The following is a 17,475-nucleotide window of genomic DNA, read 5'->3' as shown; positions in this document are numbered from 1 at the left end:
TGTCTGAATCGCCGAAATAATCGGAATCGAGGAATGGCCCCAAATGACAGTGCCAGTTTCTGTCGTGGGTGAGAAATGTGTACACTCGTTTTTTCGGGTCGCGGTGGCCCGGCAGTCAGGACACGGCAGGCATGACCCAGAAACCACGACGCAAACCGGGCGAGACCCGCGACAAACTGATGGAGGCGGCCCTCACGCTCGTCGGCAAGGGGCGGCATTTCGCCAGCCTCGGGATTCGCGAGGTGACGCGCCAGGCGGGGGTGGTGCCCACGTCCTTCTACCGCCACTTCCGCAACATGGACGACCTGGGACTGCAGCTGGTGGACCAGCTCGGCCTGGTGCTGCGCCGCATGATGCGCGAGGCCCGGGGCAACGTGCTGCAGGCGGACCGGCTGATCGACGAGTCGGTGGGGATTTTCATCAGCCACGTGGAGGCCAACCGCAGCTTCTTCTTTTTCATGGCCCAGGGGCTGGCGGGGGAAAGCCGCGCCGTGCAGGACGCGATCCGCAGCGAGATGCGTTTCTTCGCCAGCGAATTGGCCAACGATCTGCGCCGCATGCGCCTGGCGGAGCACCTCAGTGACGGCGACCTGGAGATGACCTGCGACCTGGTGGTGCGCACCGTGGCTTTCACCCTGACCGACCTGCTGGGCGTCTCCCCGGACGACGACTATCAGGTCGACCAGATCCGCCAGCGCACCACCCGCTTCCTGCAGCTGATCTTCACCGGCGCCGCCCACTGGCAGAGCCGCGCGCCGGGAGACGCGTCGTGATCCCCTGGCGCCGGTTCCTCGGGACCCTCGTGGCCCTGGGCGGGGTGGGGCTCTGGTTCGTGTTCTTTGCGCCGCAGAGCGGCCCGGAGCTGGATCAGACGCAACGCCTCAACGCGTTTTCCCACCTGCTGGACGGCGTCTCTCATGACTGGTCGATGACGGACCTGCAGCGCCTCCAGCATCCGGCGGTCGCCGATGCCATCGATGATCGCCAGTTGGTCGAGACAGGGCAGCCGCTGGGGCGCTTCGTCGGCTGCGGCCGGCTGGGCCTGGGTGATTTCGCAGACGACGCCCTCGACCAGCCACCCCTGAACCGCCTCGACGCCGCGACCGTCCACCAGGGCAACGGCCTCTGCGCCTTCGAGCACGGCGAGGCGCAGGTGTTGCTGGGGTACGTGATGACGCAGGAGCGGCCGCAGCTGGTTTTGCTGGAGATCAGCGATGTGCGGCTATTTGGAGACACCCGCTGAGGACTTGCGTGTTCGCTTCGTGGCGGGTTTGCGTCGTGACGCCCTTTTGCCTGGCGTGGCGGGGTTGATCGACTGTTCCAGCTCCTCCAGAGCCTCCCCCGTATAGACCGCCAGTTTCTGCATGCTCGGCAGGGTATCCCGGCACCCGGTGAACCCGAAGTTCAGTGATCCCGCGTAGCTCAGGCAGGTGATGTTCAGCGCGCCGCCGTGGGCGATCAGAGATACCGGGTACATGGCTTCCAGCTTGGCGCCTTCGTAGTACAGCGGCTGCTCCGGCCCCGGCACGTTGGAGATGGTGATGTTGAACGCCGGGCGCATGCGGCCGCCCAGGCCGGTCATCAGTTGCAGGATATAGGGCGACATCAACAGCATGGTGTACTGGTTCAGCACCGCGCGCGGCAGGCTCTGCAGGTGGGCCTTGGCGCTCGCGGTGGAGGCTTTGATGGCGGCGAGTCGGTCGCTGGGGTCGGCCTCGTTCGTGCCCAGGCTGGCGATCATGAAACTGATGGCGGTGCCGGTGCCCTCGTCGTCGGCGGGGCGGATGTTCACCGGGATGCCGGCGGTCAGTGGCTGATCCGGCAGGACGGCCTGCTCCAGCAGGAAGCGTCGCATGGCCGTGCCACACAGGTAGAGCACGATGTCGTTCAGGGAGGCGTCGGCCTGCTTGGCGAGGGTCTTCAGGCGCTCCAGGTCATACTGCTGGGTGGCAAAGCGGCGCTGGCCGGTGACGCGGCCATTGAGCAGGGAGCTGGGGCCCACGAACGGCGGCGTGAGGCGGTCGTCGGAATGCCGGGCGGCGTGCACCAGGCGGCCCAGGGCGCCGATCAGTTTCGGCGTACTGTCCACCTGGATTTTCAGGGCTTCCAGGGCCTCGTTGAAGGCCCAGTTCAGCGTCGCGGTGCGGTCGCTGGTCTGGCGTCGGCCGCGCTCGGGACGTACCGCCCAGGGCACCCGCATGTTGGTGTCATCAGGACTCTTCGACAGCACCCGTTGCATCAGGCGCACGCCGCTGATGCCGTCGATCATGGAGTGGTGCATCTTGGTGTAGAGGCCGAAACGGTTGTTCTCCAGCCCCTCGATGATGTGGCACTCCCACAGCGGCCGCGAAAAATCCAGCGGGTGGGAATGCAGTCGCGACACCAGCACCCCCAGCTCCCGTTCGCCGCCCGGTTTGGGCAGCGCGGAGTGGCGTACGTGGTAATCCAGGTCGATGTGGCGATCGGTGATCCAGTAAGGCGCCACCAGCCGGCCCAATGCGCCGGTGTAGGCGAGCTTCTGGCTCCACGGCGTCGCCACCTCGCAGTCGCTTTTCATGCGCGCCACGGTGTCCCGCAGGAAGGTTTCGGGGGCGTTTTCCGGTAACGAGAAGATCTGCAGGGTGCCCACGTGCATGGGGGTGTCGTCGGATTCCACCGCCAGCCAGGCGGCGTCGAGGGTATTCACGCGCTTCATGTTGATCCTTGTTCGTCTGGGGTGCCGCGTGCGGCTGTTTTTGTTGGTATGGCGGGAGTATAGCGGGCGTGGCCGGCCGGTGCAGCGAGTGGGATAAAATTTGGTTTCGGTAGGCCAGGGAAGGTGAAAAGGGCAAAAAAAAGCCCGGTGACTGCGAGCCGACGGTCAGGGTGGGGACGGTCGGTGCAGCTCCGGGCAGCAGGTTGGAGACGCAACTGGGCGAGCCGTGCGGGGCTCGCCCCCGGGCGTCGCATCGGCGCCCGGCGACATCGGAGGACGGGGGTCCCGATGTCGAATTAAGTTTACCCTAACGTGCTCAATCCATGTCCGCACGTTAAAATCCGTTAAGTGACAGCATCTTAAGATTCATGTCACCTCCGGGTACGGATATGGCCGGTGAGCCCTGGGCGGTCTACTCCTCCATGGCCGCTTTGTAGAGGGACTTGCGCGGCTTGGCGAATACCCGGCGCACCATCGGCGCGAAATAGCTCAACGGTAAGGTTTCCGCTTCGGGATCGAAGGCCGGTGAGTCGTACTTGCTGACGAACTCGAGCGTGCGCTTGTAATGCGGGTGATCGAGGAAGTTGTCGCGCAGGTTGCGGTCCATCCCCAGGTGATGGAAGAAGTAGTAGCCCTGGAAAATCGCATGGTGCTTGACCATCCAGTGGTTCGCTTCGCTGACGAAGGGTTCCAGCAGCACCGCAGCCACATCAGCGTGGTTGTACGTGCCCAGCGTGTCGCCGATGTCGTGCAGCAGGGCGCAGACCACGTATTCCTCGTCCTTCCCGTCGCGGTGGGCGAGGGTGGCGGTCTGCAGACAGTGGGTCATGCGATCCACCTGGAAGCCGCCGAAGTCGCCTTCCAGCAGTGTCAGGTGATTCATGATTCGGTCCGGCAGGGATTGTGCGAAATCGCCGAAGGACGCGGCGATGGTGTGCCAGTCCTCGGCGGTGCCGTCCTTCATGTGGGTGAACTGCGCGCGGGCGTCGGTTGTTGTGCTCATGGGGCTCTCCTGGCTCAGTCGCGGTAGCTGGGATCGATGCGGTCGAGCTTGCGCAGTAGCCCGGGCCAGGCCAGCTGTCCGCCCATGCCCCTGGTCACCTGCGCGGCCTGCTGTTTGATGGTGTCGACGATGCCGCCGGGGATGGGCGTCAGCTCGCGGTTGCCGGCCAGGGCGCCGATCTGGATCTCGCAGGCCCGCTGCAGGATAAATATGCCCAGGAAAGCGTCGGCGATGGAGCTGCCCACGGTGAGCAGACCGTGGTTGCGCAGGATCATGAAGCTGGCTGCGCCCAGGTCCGCCTGCAGCCGCGCCTTCTCATCCTCGCGCAGGGCCACGCCTTCGTAGTCGTGATAGGCCAGGCTGGCGAGGGGGAACAGGCTCTGCTGGGACAGCGGCAGCAGGCCGTCCGTCTGTGCGGACACGGCCACGCCGGCGGTGGTGTGGGTGTGCATGACGCAGGCGGCGTCCTCGCGTACGGCGTGGATGGCGCTGTGGATGGTGAAACCGGCAGGGTTGATGTCGTGATCGTCGGGATCGAGCTTGTTGGCCTCCTGGTCCACCCGGACCAGGCTGGAGGCGGTGATTTCCTCGAACATCAGGCCGTAGGGGTTGATCAGGAAGTGGTGCTCGTCTCCGGGAATGCGGGCGGAAATGTGGGTGAAAATCAGGTCGTCCCAGCCGTACAGGGCAACCAGCCGGTAGGCGGCGGCCAGGTCGACGCGCAGCTGCCATTCCTCGGCGCTGACCTTGTCCTTCTTGGATTGGAATGCCAGTGATGCGGACATAATGGACCTCTCTCGTTGTTGGACTTGTTCTGAGTCTGTCCTGCGAGTGTAGGTCGTTGCCGGCGGCCAATTCTGTCAATCGGTTTACATTCGGCGGCACCGGGTTGCGGTGTTTTCAGTCCATCTCAGGCGTGAGCTTGGTTTACACTGGGCGGATGACCGATATCCGCCACGCCATCCGCCAGTGCCCGATTTTCTCCGGCTTCCCCGACCAGGCCATTGAGGAGGCCGCCCGTCATGCCCGGGTCCGCTCGTTCCGGACGGACGAGCAGATCTACGAAAAAGGCTCGCTGCAGTCGGGCCTCTGCGTGATCGCCGAAGGCAGCGTGCGCATCTGTTCGGTCAACGCCGAGGGCCGTGAAGCGGTGTTGATGATCTTCGATCACGGCAGCTGGTTCGGCGACACCGTGTTTTCCCCCAACACGCCCCGGGTTTACGGTGCTCGCGCCCACGAGTCGGCGGTGATTGTGGATCTGGACGGCGAGCGTTTCCACGACCTGATGCGGCGTTACCCGCAAAGCTACCCGGTGGTGCTCGACCTGCTCAGCCAGCGTCTGTGGGCCACCATGTCGCTGATCGAGGACGACGCCCTGCGCGGGATGCCCGCCCGCGTCGGTCGGCGGTTGCTGTTCCTGGCGCAGATGCACGACGGCAACCGCATCCGCTCCGATGCGGTCAGTTTCCGCCTGACCCGGGAACACCTGGCCAGCATGATGGGCATGACCCGTCAGGGTGTGCATAAAGTGCTCAAGGATTTTGCCGGCGAGGGGCTGATTGAGTTCCGTTATGGGCGGGTGACCGTGACCAACCCCCTGGCTCTGGAGCGTTATCTGACCGGCCTGGGATGAGGGTTCCGGGCTGTAACCAAGCGAAACAGCCCGCCGCTTTCATTCGCAATGCAAAACAGTGAAGATTCGATACTGACAAAAACGACCAGATGGATTGGCCATTTCGCTCATGGTGGAGCTCGTTCGGCCGGCCGTTTTCTGTCGACCCCAAAAGGTCGTCAACGACCGCTAATAACATCATCCTTCGCGGATAGAGGACTCTTCGCAATGCACCAACCATCCGGTTCCGGCACGTCCGGATCCATCTCCGGCCGCCTTCTGCTGGCGCTGTCGGGGCTGCTGTTGACCCTGTTCACCGCTTCCGCCGCCCACGCGGAAGGTCCCTTCCGGATCTTTACCGAGAACTACCCGCCCTATAACGCCTCCACCACCGGCCAGAGCTTCGCCCACAACGAAGATGACATCACCGGTATCTGCACCGATATGGTCAAGGCCATGATGGCCAACACCGATATCGACTACGAAATGAAGATGCGCGACTGGAGTTTCGCCTATAAGTGGGTCCAGGAGCACGCCAACCACGGTCTGTTCTGCACCGCCCGCACCGACGAGCGAGAGGACGACTTCCAGTGGGTGGGCCCCCTCGCCTCGATTCGCTGGACGCTGTTCGCCGCACCGGATTCCGACATCGAGCTGGATTCGCTGGACGACGCCCGACAGTACCGAATTGCTGGCTACAAGGGCGACGTCATGTCCGATTACCTGATCGAGCAGGGTATGGATGTGCTGACCTCGCGCAACAGCAACCAGAATCCCCAGCGTCTGGCGCTGGGGCAGGTCGACCTGTGGGTCACCGACGGGTTGGTGGGGCCGTTGATCGCCGAGGAACAGGCAGACATTACCGGACTGCGGCCGGTTCTGGTGTTCCGCGAGACCCCCATGTACCTGGCGGTCAGCAACCAGACCGACCCGGCCGTAGTGGCTGAATTGCAGGCGGCGCTCGACAAAGCCCGCGACGATGGCACCATCGATGCCATCGAGAAGCGCTACCGGTAATGGTCCTGGCGGGCGCTTCAGGCGTCCGCCGAGATGGGGGGCAGTTGAGACGGGGTCAATCGAGATAGTACTCAACCGTCGATACGACGCGGACGACCTTTGCCGGCTGCTGCTCCTCGGTGATGCCAGGCGCCTGGTCCCGGGGCAGGATCTGGAACACGCCCTGATTGGCGCGACGCAGGTCGCCCAGTTCGGTTCCGGCGTCCCGGGCGAACTGCTGGGCGGCTTCCCGCGCCGAGGCGGTGGCTTCGGCGATCATTGCCGGTTTGATGGTGTTGAGATCGTTGAACAGGTAGGTGGGGCCGGCGGGCCCGTAATCGCTGGAGAGCACCACGCCCGAATCCACCAGGTCGCTCACCGACTGGCCGGCCTGGCGCACCTTGTCGATGTCCGTGGTGCGCACCATCAGCGTCTGGTTGATGATGAAGCGTTTGCCGCTGCTGTTATTCTGGTAGGGGTTGGCCTGGGTGTCGGTGACGTCCAGCCGCTGCAGTTCCACGGCTTTGGCATCGATGGCCTGGAGCTTGAGGAAGGCGACGATGGTCTCGCGGCTCTGGCGGGCCTGTTGCTGGGCATCGGCAAGGGTGTCGCCGGTGGCGATGAAGCGGATCGGCCAGAGCGCCAGGTCGGCTTCGACTTCCTTCTCAGCCACGCCCTTGACCGTGACAAAACGGTCGCCGGTGTGCATTTCCCGCAGGCCGTCGGCGCCGATGGCCGCGGCAATGATCAGCGCCACGCCGATCACGATACTGGATGTCAGCTTCAACTGGATGGCTCCCTGTAGCGTAGCCGGTTAGCCCGGCTGTCAGGCTAACCAACTGAGTGGCAGCCGTTTTTTCAACTCCTTGCGGCGACGCCGGGGTGGAGTCGCAAGGCCTAGACTGCTATAACCGTCTGGAGCATGCAATTGAATCCGGTCATGCGTGTGCGGTCCCTCCAGGGTACCGTTAACCGGTTGCGTTAGAGGGGAGTTGTCCAGCGCATGTCTGTCGAACCAGAACGAAGCAGAATCCTGATTGTCGATGACGACCCGGATACCATCCAACTGCTCAGTAGCATTCTCAGCGACCAGGCGGAGATCCTGTTTGCCACCTCCGGTAGCGAAGGCGTGACCCTGGCGGAAAGGCACCAGCCCGATGTGATCCTGCTGGACCAGCAGATGCCGGGACAGAGCGGCTACGACACCTGCCAGATCCTGACTGGCAACCCGCTTACCCGGGACTGCCCGATTGTCTTCGTCACCGCCCAGAATCATGCCGGTAACGAGGTCAAGGCGTTCGAACTCGGAGCCCGGGACTTCATCAGCAAACCTTTCAAGCCTGTTGTCGTCAGCGCCCGGGTGCGCAACCAGCTTGTGCTTAAACGGCAGGCCGATGCCCTGCGCATGATGCTCAACCATGACGGCCTGACCGGCGTTTTCAACCGCCGTTACTTCGACCAGCAGTTCGACACCGAGATTCGCCGACACCAGCGACAGGGGCTATCCTTGGGACTGGCGCTTATCGATGTCGACCACTTCAAGCTCTTCAATGACCACTATGGCCATTTGGCCGGCGATGACTGCCTGCATTCGGTGGCCCAGGCCCTGGAGCGGGCCGTCCGGCGCCCGGGTGAATTTGCCGCGCGCTACGGCGGCGAGGAATTCGCCTTGGTGCTGCCGCATCTGCCGGCTGGCGACATGGCCATTGTCGGAGAGCGGATCTGTAACGCGGTGCGCGGTTTGAAGGTGCCGCACTCGAAATCGGGGGCGGCCGATCACGTGACCGTCAGCGTCGGACTGGTCGCCGGCGTGCCGCCGGACATCCAGACCCGGGACTACATCCGGGCGGGCGACGAAGCGCTATACGAGGCAAAGGGGGCCGGTCGCAACGGCTACCGGGTCCGCGAGTTGTAATAGCTTTAGATCGATAGAAGAAACGGTCCGTACGGAAACATGCCGCAGAAACGGAGTTCATGGATGTTGAGCAGTCTGTTGACAGGCCAAGAGGAAATCCGGTCCCGCCCCGCGCGCTGGCTGTTTGGCATGGCCCTGACAGCCGTCTACGTGCTGGTGGCCTATCTGAGCCTCAAACTGGCGTTCCAGAACACCAACGTCTCGCCTATCTGGCCGCCCACAGGGATTGCCGTGGCGGCGTTGCTGCTGGGCGGTATGCGCCTGTGGCCGGCCATTGCCGCCGGCGCATTTATCGCCAACCTGATCAGCTTTCCAACCCTCGAAAGTGCCCCCCAACTGACAATCATCACGTCGTTGACTATCGCTGCCGGCAATACCCTGGAAGCCCTCTTCGCGGCTTACGTGATCCGACGTCTGGCCGGAGGCGGCGTGTCGTTCGACCGGCTCCTGCACGTGTTCCGTTTTATCATGATCGCCGCTGCGGCCTGCCTGATCAGCGCGGTGGTAGGCGTGACCTCGCTGTTCATGGCGGGGTTCCTGTCCGGCCCGTCGTTCCTGGAGGCTCTGGGCACCTGGTGGCTGGGCGATACCGTGGGGCTGCTGGTGCTGGTCCCGCTGGCGGTATCCCTGTTCCGGACCCAGGACGCCGAGAGCGGCCCCTTCGCCTGGAACGCCGGCATTGGTCTGGTACTGGCGTGCAGCGCGATCAGCCTGGTGGTCTTCTGGCCGGTTCCCGGAGGCAGCGAGTTCCAGGCGCTGGCGGCGTTTCTCTACATTCCCTGTCTGGGCGTGGCGGCCTACTACTTCGGCCTGCGTGGCGTCTCGCTGTTGACGCTCGCCATTGGGGCTCTCGCCGTGGCCGGGACGTTGAATGGATTGGGGCCGTTTCACTTCCGCACGCCGCACGCCTCACTGGTCGCACTCGACGGATTTATGCTGCTGTGGACCATCACCGGCATGCTGCTGTCGTCGGATCTGGCCGAGCGGGGCCACAGCCGCAATCGTCGGGTTCGGGATTTTCTTCAACCCTGGATTGCCCTGATGGTGGCCCTGGCCCTGACCATCTTTGCCTGGCGATCGATTACCGACAGCGTTGAAGAAGACGCTTCGGCCCGGTTCGCGAGCCTGACCGCCGACATTGAGGCGCGTATTCTGGAGCGCCTGCGCGATTGTCAGCAGGTGCTGCGGGGAGCGGCCGGCCTGTTCTACGGCTCGGAGTCGGTGACCGCCGACGACTGGCGTCGCTATGTCCGCGAGCTGCGCCTGACGGAAAGCTATCCCGGCATCCAGGGCGTCGGGTTTGCCCGCTACGTGAACGGTCCACAGGCGCTGCAGCGGTTCGAGGAACGACTGCGCCGACAGGGATTTGAGCAGTTCCGGGTGCAGCCGGAAGGGCCTCGCCAGGTTTACGTGCCGGTCACCTTCCTGGAACCGATGGACTGGCGCAACCAGCGCGCCCACGGCTACGACATGTTTTCCGAGGACAACCGGCGCTGGGCCCTGGTGCGGGCCCGGGACAGCGGTGAGGTCAGCGTGTCGCGCCGGATCACCCTTGTGCAGGAAACCGACGTCGGCGTGCAGGCCGGTTTCCTCATGTATGCGCCCATCTACCATGGGTTTCGAGTTCCCGGCTCCCAGGAGGCGCGGCGCCAGAGCATCATCGGCTATACCTATAGCCCCTTCCGCATGAACGATCTCGTCGAGGGCATCCTGCGCGACGACTTTCCCACCGTTGCGGTGGAAGTCTTCGACGGTACCCAGATCGACTCCGCGCACCTGATGTATCGGGACGCCCGGCTGGATGACGCCGTCTCCGGCAACGGCGAGCGGACCAGCCTGGACACCCTTCCGGCGGGCAACCGGCAATGGACCCTGCGGGTGACCACGCTACCGGCGTTCCTCAAGGCGACGGATTACGGAAAGGGGCACATCGTGCTGGCCGGCGGCATCCTGATCAGCCTACTGCTGTTTTCGTTCATACGAACCCTGGCACTGACCCGCGCCCGCGCACTGAGCCTGTCCCGGGAAATGAACGAGGCGTTCCGGGAATCCGAAAGCAAGTTTGCCTCCCTGGCGGAAAGCGCCAACGCCGGCATCTTCATTGTCAACGAACGCGGCATCGTACAGTCCTGGAACCGGGCCGCTACGATCATCTTTGGTTTATCCGAACAGCAGGTGGTGGGGCGTCACTGTCTGCGACTGGTCCCACCTGCTGAGCGGCCCCGGCTGTTGATGCAAATAGGCGGGCTGCTGGAGCGTGACGACGCCGAGCTGGCCGGCGAGCAACTGGAACTGGCTTGCCTGCGCAGCGACGGCGAGACCTTCCCGGCGGAGATTTCTGTGGGGCAGTGGCGGACGCCGGCGGAGGCCTATTTCGGGGTCGTCCTGCGGGACATTACCGAATACCGGCTGGCCCAGCGCCGCCTGGAAGACGCCCGAACGGTGGCCGAGGCGGCAAGCCGCGCCAAGACCGAATTCGTCGCCAACATGAGTCACGAAATCCGCACCCCCATGAACGCCATGCTGGGAATGGCCCAGATCCTGGCCAAGACCCGCCTCAGTGCGGATCAGCAGCGTTACGTCAACATGATCCACAGCGCCGGGCGGTCGCTGCTGGCGATCCTTAACGACATACTGGATTTTTCCAAGATCGAAGCCGGTCGCATGGAAATCACGCACGAAGCCTTCAATGTCGAGGAGATGGCCGCCAGTCTGGCTTCCATCATGACGTTGGATGCAGCCGGCAAGCGGCTGGAGCTGGCCATCGGTATCGAACCGGATGTACCTCGCGAGGTGTTGGGCGACGAGCTGCGCGTGCGCCAGGTGTTGATCAACCTGCTGTCCAACGCGATCAAGTTCACCGAGCAGGGGGAAGTGTCCCTGTTGGTGCAGGTGCTGGAGCGGACGGACCGGCAGGCCCGGGTCGAGTTCGTGGTGCGGGACACCGGGATTGGTATGTCGGAATCCCAGTTGGAGCGGTTGTTCCAGGCCTTCACCCAGGCCGACTCGTCGATGACGCGGCGCTTCGGCGGCACCGGCCTGGGGCTCACCATCACCCGCAAGCTGGTCTACCTGATGGGCGGCGACATCCGGGTCAGCAGTGAGCAGGGCAAAGGCAGCGAGTTTGTGGTGGAGTTGCCACTGGAACTCGCGCGATCCGGGCAGGCCCCCACCTTGCCCCGGGGCCTGGGGGACCTGAAAGTATTGATCGTTGACGACAACGACACCTCTCGGGAATACCTGGACAAGACCCTGCGTGGCTGGAAATGGAACGTGGATACGCTGGACCAGCCGCGCTCCCTGGCCGAGCAGCTGGAGAGCGGTGTGGACAACCTGTCGCAGTACGACGTCTTCCTGCTGGACTGGCAGATGCCGGCGATGAGCGGCCTGGAGCTGGCCCGTGTGATACGGCGCATTCCCACCTACAACAACGCCATCATCCTGCTGATGGTCAATGCGTTTGCCGAGGAATCGCTCAGCGCCTCCAGTGAAGCTGAGCTGGTGGACGCGGTGATACTCAAGCCGATCACCGGCTCCCACCTGTACGACCGGTTGCATGAAGTCATCGCCGCTCGCGCCGGCCAGGATGGCCTGCTGCCACCTATGGACGATGCCCTGCAGGGGCGCCTGGAGGGCGTCCGGATCCTGCTGGTGGAAGACAATCCTCTCAACCAGACCGTGGCGGCGGGCTTTCTGGAGTACGCCGGCGCCCGTGTCGCCGTTGCTGCCAACGGCCAGCTCGCGCTGGACCATTTGCGCCACGAGGCCGCCCATTACGACCTGGTTCTGATGGACGTGCAGATGCCGGTCATGGACGGCATTGCCGCCACCCGCGAGATTCGTGGCCAGCTTGGCTTGACCTTGCCGATTGTGGCCATGTCCGCTGGGGTGCTGGAGTCGGAGCAGGCGGTCTGTCGCGAGGCGGGCATGGACGGCTTCATTGGCAAGCCGGTGGATGAGGCGGAACTGATCCGGGTGGTCGGCGAGCATCTGGGGCTGGATTCGCCCCGCGAGGCGCCGCCAGAGGCTGCCAGGGAGGATGAAGCGACGGCTGAAGACGCCGCCGTGGATTTCTCCAGTCTGGACGCGCTGATCGCCGCCAATCCTGCCGGTGCCCAGGCCTTGTGTGGGGTGGTCGGTGCCGTAGTGGAGCGGGGGGCAGCGCCTCTTAGTGAAGCTCATACCCTGTGGCAACAGCAAGCCAATGACGATGCCGCCCGAATCCTGCACACCTTGCGAGGCTCTATCGGTACGTTGGGGGCCACTGTTTTCCCGGGGCTGGCTATGGCTCTGGAGCAGAACCTGCGTTCGGCACCGGAAGAGGTGACATCGGCCCAATGGGATGAGCTGGCGCAGGAACACGCCCGGGTGGTAGTGGCTGCCGAACATTGGCTGGCCCGTCACAGCGGCCCTGGACAGCCGCAGGACCATACCGCGCCACTGGAGCGGGCTGTGCTCGATGAATTGCTGAGGCTGCTGGAAGAGAAAAACCTGCGAGCCCAGGCGCTGTTTATGGAACATCGCGCGGCACTGGCCGATATGATGGCGCCGTCGTCCATGGCCGAAGCGGAAGCCGCCATGAAACGACTGGATTTCGAATGGGTCAAATCGGTACTGGAAGAGATCCGGAGCCCTGAATAGCCTGGCTCGGCGATGGCCGGACCAAGAGGAACCGCAATGAAGACCATCGGCCTTCTCGGCGGCATGAGCTGGGAGTCCACCGCCAGTTACTACCGCGCCCTGAACGAAGGGGTGAAATCAGCTCTGGGCGGCCTGCATTCGGCCCGGATTGTCCTCTACAGCGTCGACTTTGCCGAGATCGAGGCCATGCAGGCCCGCGATGACTGGGAGGGCGCCGCCCGGGTCCTGTCACAAGCGGCCCGGGGCGTGCAGGCCGCCGGTGCCGATTTCCTGATGATCGGCACCAACACCATGCACCGGGTGGCGCCCGATATCGAAGCCGCCGTCGACATCCCCCTGCTGCACATCGCCGACGCCACGGCGGAGCGGCTGATGGCGGATGACGTTGAACGGGTGGGGTTGCTGGGCACTCGCTACACCATGGTCCAGGATTTCTACAAGGGCCGCATGACGGACCAATACGGTCTGGATGTGCTGGTGCCGCCAGAGGATGAACAGGACGAGATCCACCGAATCATCTTCGAGGAGTTGTGCCTGGGCCGGATTCGGGAGGCGTCGCGGCTGCGTGTCCTGTCCAGCATCCAGGCCCTGTACGAGCGTGGCGCCCGGGCGGTGATCCTCGGCTGCACCGAGATTGCGCTGCTGGTGCGTCAGGGTGACACCGGCGTACGCCTCTACGACACCACCGCGATCCACGCCGAACGGGCCATCGAATGGGCCCTGTCCGACGTTAAGGGCTGAGCCCCGCAGCGTTTGCCGGGCTCATCGGCCCCATGGCCGGACATCCCTGTGTTCCCCGACACCGATCTTTTCGACCGGCATTGGCCAGGCAGCGCCTCAGTGCGGGACGGCATGCCGGTCGTGGAGCACTTCGCGGTAGCGCTGGTAGATGTCGTCGTAGCGGCGGCGGTTGTCGGCGTCGGGGGCGCAGTGAGTCGCGCTGTCCAGCTTGACCAACCGTCGGCACAGATCGGACAGCGGCGTGCCCGGTCCGCGCTCTGAAGCATCGCACCAGGCGGCCTGGATGGCGGCGCCCAGGGCCGCGGATTCGCTGATTTCCGGGCACACCACCTCGGCACCCAGGGTGTCGGCGACGATCTGGCGCCACACCGGGCTGCGGGCGCCGCCACCGGTCAGGCGGATCTGGCTGGCGTTGCGGGCCAGGCCGCCCAGATGTTCCAGGCCGTAACGCAGTCCGAAGGTGGCGCCTTCCACCACCGCCCGGCACAGATTGGCCGGCGAGGTATTGAGGCTGGTCAGGCCGACGAAGCTGGCGCTGGCATGGGGCAGCATGGGCACCCGCTCGCCGTTGAAGAAGGGCAGGATGGTGACGCCCTCGGCGCCGATCGGCGCCGCCGCCACGTGGTCGCTGAAGTGGGCCAGGTCCAGTTTGAGCAGCTTGCGCACGAGGGTCGTGGCCGAGGTGACGTTCATGGTGCAGGCCAGCGGCAGCCAGCCATCGCAGCTGGCGCAGAAGTTGGCCACCATGGCGCTGTCGCTGTGCACCGGTTCCGGGGAATAGGCGTAGACCGTGCCGGAGGTGCCCAGGCTGACGGTCACCAGCCCCGGTTCGATGTTGCCGGTGCCGATCGCCCCCATCATGTTGTCGCCGCCGCCGCTGGACACCAGCACATCCCCGGCCAGGCCCAGCTTGGCGGCCATCTCCGGGCGCACGGTGCCGGCGGGTTCCCGGGCGCCGATCAGTCGCGGCAACACCCGTTCCGGGTCCAGCTCCGGGGCAATGATTTCCAGCACGTCGTGACGCCACTGGCGGGTGCGGGTGTCGAAATAACCGGTACCGGAGGCATCGCCGGCCTCGGCCACCCGCTCGCCGGTGAGGCGGAAATTCAGGTAGTCGTGGGGCAGCAGCAGGGTGTCGATGCGGCGGTAGGCGTCGGGGTGGGTTTCCCGCAGCCAGGCCAGTTTGGAGGCGGTGTAGCCGGTCTGCAGCACCAGCCCCAGCCGGTCGATGCAGCCGGCTTCGCCGCCCAGCAGCTCGATCAGGCGCGCGTTCTGGGGCGCGGTTTCGGTGTCGCACCAGAGTTTGGCGGGGTGCACCGGCTCGCCGCTGGCGTCCAGCGCGACCAGGCCATGCTGCTGTCCGGAAATGCCGATGGCCCGGATCGAGCGCGGGTTCACCCGGGCCCGCTCGACCGCCTCGCCGAAGGCTTCCACGAACGCCTGCTCCCAGTCGGCCGGCGCCTGCTCGCGGCGCCCGTTCTCGCCTTCCTCCAGTCGATGGGGCCGGCTGGCTTCCCCCAGGATGCGGCCGTTGTCCACGTCCACCACAACGACTTTGGTGCTCTGGGTACCGCAATCGACGCCTACGTACATGTCATGCTCCTGTCCTCGCTGTCCGCACTGTATCGGGACTTCCAAGGATAGACCACAGCGCCGGTTGGGAGTGTCCGTCGAGCGATCACAGATCACCCCGCACCAGCGCTTCCACCGTGGATCGTGCGCCGTCGCTGTGCAGCCTGTTGAGAGCGGCCAGGTAGGCGTCGCGGAAGCGTGGCTCGCCGGCCAGGTCGCCGAACAGTTCCCGGTTCTCGATGAACGCCGTGGGGTGTTTGCGGTTGTCGGCGGCGATGGCCATCAGACTGGCCTTGAGCGGGTCGACGACGTCGATGGGCTGGCCCGATTCGTCGGTGCCCTCGGCGTAGCGCGCCCAGCTGGCCACCACGGCGGCCGCCCGGTGCATGTCGCCGCCGGATTCCAGCTGGTGGCGGATCACCGGCAGCAGCCATTTGGGAATGCGGTCGGAGCTTTCCGCGCACAGTCTGGCCAGGGTGTCCTTGATCTCCGGGTTGGCGAAGCGTTCGATCAGCGTGCGGCGGTACTGCGCCAGATCCACGCCGGGCACATCCGCCAGGGTGGGGCTGCCTTCCTGTTCCATGTAGGCCATCAGGAAGTCGACGAACAGCGAATCCTGGCACACCTCGTGGGCGTAACGGTAGCCCGCCAGGTAGCCGAAATAACACAGCGCCTGGTGGCTGGCGTTGAGCAAACGCAGCTTCATCAGCTCGTAGGGCTCGACGTCGGCCACCACCTGCACGCCGGCCTCTTCCAGCGGTGGGCGGCCGTCGACAAAGCGGTCTTCCAGCACCCACTGGGTAAAGGGTTCGCACACCACCGGCCAGTGGTCCTCCAGGTCGAAGCGATCGCGCAGCTCGGCGATGTCGGCGTCGGTGGTGACCGGGGTGATGCGGTCCACCATAGAATTGGGGAAGGGCACCGTCTGCTCGATCCAGTCCGCCAGTTCCGGGTCGCGCAGGCGGGCGTAGGCGGTGAACATGCGGTGGGCCACTTCGCCGTTGCCCTGGATGTTATCGCAGGACATGACGGTGAACGGCGGCAACTGGCGCTCCCGGCGCCGGCGCAGGGCTTCGGTGATCAGGCCGAACGCGGTTTTCGGGCGGGCCGGGTTGTCCAGGTCGTGCAGGATGTCGGGATGGCTGCGGTTGAAGTCGCCGGACACCGGATGCACGTTGTAGCCGCCCTCGGTGACGGTCAGCGAGACAATCCGAATGGCCGGGTCCACCATGCGTTCGATCACCGCGTCGGGATCGTCCGGGGCAAACAGGTAGTCCAGCATGCTGCCGATCACGCGGGCGTCGTAATGGCCGTCCGGATGCTTGACCACCAGGGTGTATAGGTGGTCCTGGGCGGCCAGGGCGTCCTGCATGCGCCGGTCGCCGGGCATCACGCCGACGCCGACGATGCCCCAGTCCAGCGCCTGGCCCTGGTTCATCAGACTGTCCAGGTACATGGCCTGATGGGCGCGGTGAAAACCGCCCACCCCGAAGTGGACGATCCCCGCCGAGACGGCGCTGCGGTCGTACCCGGGGACGGCGACGCCGGCGGCCAGTTCGTTGAGTGTGCTTTGGGACAGTCGGGTCATCGTTGCCTCCATGGATAGCGGCGTTAGTCGGGGCTCAGGTGGCGACGCGGGTGTCCGTGTTGGACCAGCGGATGTCCGGTTCAATGGACTCACGCTTGATCAGCGCCGCGTTGAGCATGTCCTTGTTGTGAGTGCGGTCGAGGGCGCCTGCTTCGTCCTGACCCATTTCCAGCCAGCGTTCGATCAGCCGGGTGACCAGTTCCCCGTCCGGCACGTCCAGGAACAGGGTCAGGTCGAATAAAGCGTGCAGAGGGCGCCAGGCGGGCTGGTCCAGCAGCAGATAGTTGCCCTCCACGATCACCACCCGGTGCTCCGGTGTGACGATGCGGGCGCCGGCCCGTGCCAGGTCCAGCGGCCGGTCGAACACCGGTACTGCGACGGGTGCCCGGGCCTGCCGGATACGCGCCAGGTCGTGATGCAGGCTGTCCGGGTCGAAGGTTTCCGGAGCGCCCTTGATGGCCAGTTGCCCGCGCGGCGCCAGCACCGCGTTGTCGAAGTGGTAGCCGTCCATCGGTACCACCACGGCGCAGTCGGCTTCCTGGGCGTTGAGCGTTTCCGCCAGCCGTTCCGACAGCAGGGATTTGCCCGCCGCCGGCGGTCCGGCCAGGGCGACGATCAACCGGCCTTTCTCCATGCAGGCGGCGCGGATGGTCTGGGCGATTTCGGCGATACTGGGTGTCATCGTTCGGTCTCCGGCAGGGGGATGGGGCCG

Annotated in this window: 14 protein-coding genes; 7 read left to right on the top strand and 7 right to left on the bottom strand. The window is 64.9% G+C overall.

What is annotated here, in order from left to right:
- The first annotated feature begins 131 nt into the window (after positions 1-131).
- Positions 132-773: a TetR family transcriptional regulator gene (locus GQB00_RS08725; protein ID WP_111494560.1), complete on the top strand. Its 642-nt coding sequence runs from the start codon at positions 132-134 to the stop codon at positions 771-773.
- Positions 770-1,243, top strand: coding sequence for a hypothetical protein (locus GQB00_RS08720; protein ID WP_165855945.1), 474 nt, complete (start codon positions 770-772; stop codon positions 1,241-1,243). The genes GQB00_RS08725 and GQB00_RS08720 overlap by 4 nt, the downstream gene beginning before the upstream one ends.
- Here the strand turns inward: GQB00_RS08720 and GQB00_RS08715 are convergent.
- The 3 genes from GQB00_RS08715 to GQB00_RS08705 all read right to left on the bottom strand — a co-directional run bounded on the left by GQB00_RS08715 (position 1,223) and on the right by GQB00_RS08705 (position 4,483).
- Positions 1,223-2,695: a WS/DGAT/MGAT family O-acyltransferase gene (locus tag GQB00_RS08715; protein ID WP_165855944.1), complete on the bottom strand. Its 1,473-nt coding sequence runs from the start codon at positions 2,693-2,695 to the stop codon at positions 1,223-1,225. The two genes, GQB00_RS08720 and GQB00_RS08715, sit on opposite strands and share 21 nt — an antisense overlap.
- A 412-nt stretch (positions 2,696-3,107) precedes the next feature.
- Positions 3,108-3,698: an HD domain-containing protein gene (locus tag GQB00_RS08710; RefSeq protein ID WP_165855943.1), complete on the bottom strand. Its 591-nt coding sequence runs from the start codon at positions 3,696-3,698 to the stop codon at positions 3,108-3,110.
- A 14-nt stretch (positions 3,699-3,712) separates the two neighbouring features.
- Positions 3,713-4,483 (bottom strand): class II aldolase/adducin family protein, encoded by a 771-nt coding sequence (locus tag GQB00_RS08705; protein ID WP_165855942.1) that lies wholly within the window; start codon positions 4,481-4,483, stop codon positions 3,713-3,715.
- A gap of 155 nt (positions 4,484-4,638) precedes the next feature.
- On the opposite strand from GQB00_RS08705, the gene GQB00_RS08700 reads away from it, so the two are divergent.
- Positions 4,639-5,331, top strand: coding sequence for a Crp/Fnr family transcriptional regulator (locus GQB00_RS08700; protein ID WP_165855941.1), 693 nt, complete (start codon positions 4,639-4,641; stop codon positions 5,329-5,331).
- A 207-nt stretch (positions 5,332-5,538) separates the two neighbouring features.
- Positions 5,539-6,327: a substrate-binding periplasmic protein gene (locus GQB00_RS08695; RefSeq protein ID WP_165855940.1), complete on the top strand. Its 789-nt coding sequence runs from the start codon at positions 5,539-5,541 to the stop codon at positions 6,325-6,327.
- A 55-nt stretch (positions 6,328-6,382) separates the two neighbouring features.
- Here GQB00_RS08695 and GQB00_RS08690 read toward each other — a convergent pair whose 3' ends face one another.
- Positions 6,383-7,093 carry an SIMPL domain-containing protein gene (locus GQB00_RS08690; RefSeq protein ID WP_165855939.1) on the bottom strand — a complete coding sequence of 237 codons (711 nt, stop codon included), beginning with the start codon at positions 7,091-7,093 and terminating at the stop codon, positions 6,383-6,385.
- A 216-nt stretch (positions 7,094-7,309) separates the two neighbouring features.
- Between GQB00_RS08690 and GQB00_RS08685 the strand changes: the two genes are divergently transcribed.
- From GQB00_RS08685 to GQB00_RS08675, 3 genes are all read left to right on the top strand, one after another.
- The gene (locus tag GQB00_RS08685; RefSeq protein WP_165855938.1) at positions 7,310-8,221 is read left to right on the top strand and encodes a diguanylate cyclase domain-containing protein; all 912 of its coding nucleotides are present in this window, start codon (positions 7,310-7,312) and stop codon (positions 8,219-8,221) included.
- Between the two features lie 129 nt (positions 8,222-8,350).
- Positions 8,351-12,862, top strand: a complete 4,512-nt coding sequence (locus GQB00_RS08680) for a CHASE domain-containing protein (RefSeq protein ID WP_165855937.1) — start codon at positions 8,351-8,353, stop codon at positions 12,860-12,862.
- 36 nt (positions 12,863-12,898) lie between these two features.
- Positions 12,899-13,603 (top strand): aspartate/glutamate racemase family protein, encoded by a 705-nt coding sequence (locus GQB00_RS08675; RefSeq protein ID WP_165855936.1) that lies wholly within the window; start codon positions 12,899-12,901, stop codon positions 13,601-13,603.
- A gap of 96 nt (positions 13,604-13,699) precedes the next feature.
- Here GQB00_RS08675 and xylB read toward each other — a convergent pair whose 3' ends face one another.
- The 3 genes from xylB to GQB00_RS08660 form a co-directional block, all read right to left on the bottom strand.
- Positions 13,700-15,196: a xylulokinase gene (gene xylB / locus GQB00_RS08670; protein ID WP_165855935.1), complete on the bottom strand. Its 1,497-nt coding sequence runs from the start codon at positions 15,194-15,196 to the stop codon at positions 13,700-13,702.
- An 85-nt stretch (positions 15,197-15,281) separates the two neighbouring features.
- A complete protein-coding gene (locus GQB00_RS08665) occupies positions 15,282-16,763 on the bottom strand; it encodes a mannitol dehydrogenase family protein (protein ID WP_165855934.1) in 1,482 nt (493 codons plus the stop codon).
- A gap of 34 nt (positions 16,764-16,797) precedes the next feature.
- Positions 16,798-17,445: a nucleoside/nucleotide kinase family protein gene (locus GQB00_RS08660; RefSeq protein ID WP_165855933.1), complete on the bottom strand. Its 648-nt coding sequence runs from the start codon at positions 17,443-17,445 to the stop codon at positions 16,798-16,800.
- Between the last annotated feature and the right edge of the window lie 30 nt (positions 17,446-17,475).

The sequence above is a fragment of the Marinobacter sp. JSM 1782161 genome (assembly GCF_011421605.1).
Classification (GTDB): domain Bacteria; phylum Pseudomonadota; class Gammaproteobacteria; order Pseudomonadales; family Oleiphilaceae; genus Marinobacter_A; species Marinobacter_A bohaiensis.
This window is presented reverse-complemented; position numbering and strand designations above follow the sequence as displayed.

Bases quoted from the DNA above. Each gene is read 5' to 3' on its own strand.
- GQB00_RS08725 (WP_111494560.1), top strand. From the start codon at position 132: ATGACCCAGAAACCACGACGCAAACCGGGCGAGACCCGCGACAAACTG.
- GQB00_RS08715 (WP_165855944.1), bottom strand. From the start codon at position 2,695: ATGAAGCGCGTGAATACCCTCGACGCCGCCTGGCTGGCGGTGGAATCC.
- GQB00_RS08710 (WP_165855943.1), bottom strand. From the start codon at position 3,698: ATGAGCACAACAACCGACGCCCGCGCGCAGTTCACCCACATGAAGGAC.
- GQB00_RS08705 (WP_165855942.1), bottom strand. From the start codon at position 4,483: ATGTCCGCATCACTGGCATTCCAATCCAAGAAGGACAAGGTCAGCGCC.
- GQB00_RS08700 (WP_165855941.1), top strand. From the start codon at position 4,639: ATGACCGATATCCGCCACGCCATCCGCCAGTGCCCGATTTTCTCCGGC.
- GQB00_RS08695 (WP_165855940.1), top strand. From the start codon at position 5,539: ATGCACCAACCATCCGGTTCCGGCACGTCCGGATCCATCTCCGGCCGC.
- GQB00_RS08685 (WP_165855938.1), top strand. From the start codon at position 7,310: ATGTCTGTCGAACCAGAACGAAGCAGAATCCTGATTGTCGATGACGAC.
- GQB00_RS08680 (WP_165855937.1), top strand. From the start codon at position 8,351: ATGGCCCTGACAGCCGTCTACGTGCTGGTGGCCTATCTGAGCCTCAAA.
- GQB00_RS08675 (WP_165855936.1), top strand. From the start codon at position 12,899: ATGAAGACCATCGGCCTTCTCGGCGGCATGAGCTGGGAGTCCACCGCC.
- xylB (WP_165855935.1), bottom strand. From the start codon at position 15,196: ATGTACGTAGGCGTCGATTGCGGTACCCAGAGCACCAAAGTCGTTGTG.
- GQB00_RS08665 (WP_165855934.1), bottom strand. From the start codon at position 16,763: ATGACCCGACTGTCCCAAAGCACACTCAACGAACTGGCCGCCGGCGTC.
- GQB00_RS08660 (WP_165855933.1), bottom strand. From the start codon at position 17,445: ATGACACCCAGTATCGCCGAAATCGCCCAGACCATCCGCGCCGCCTGC.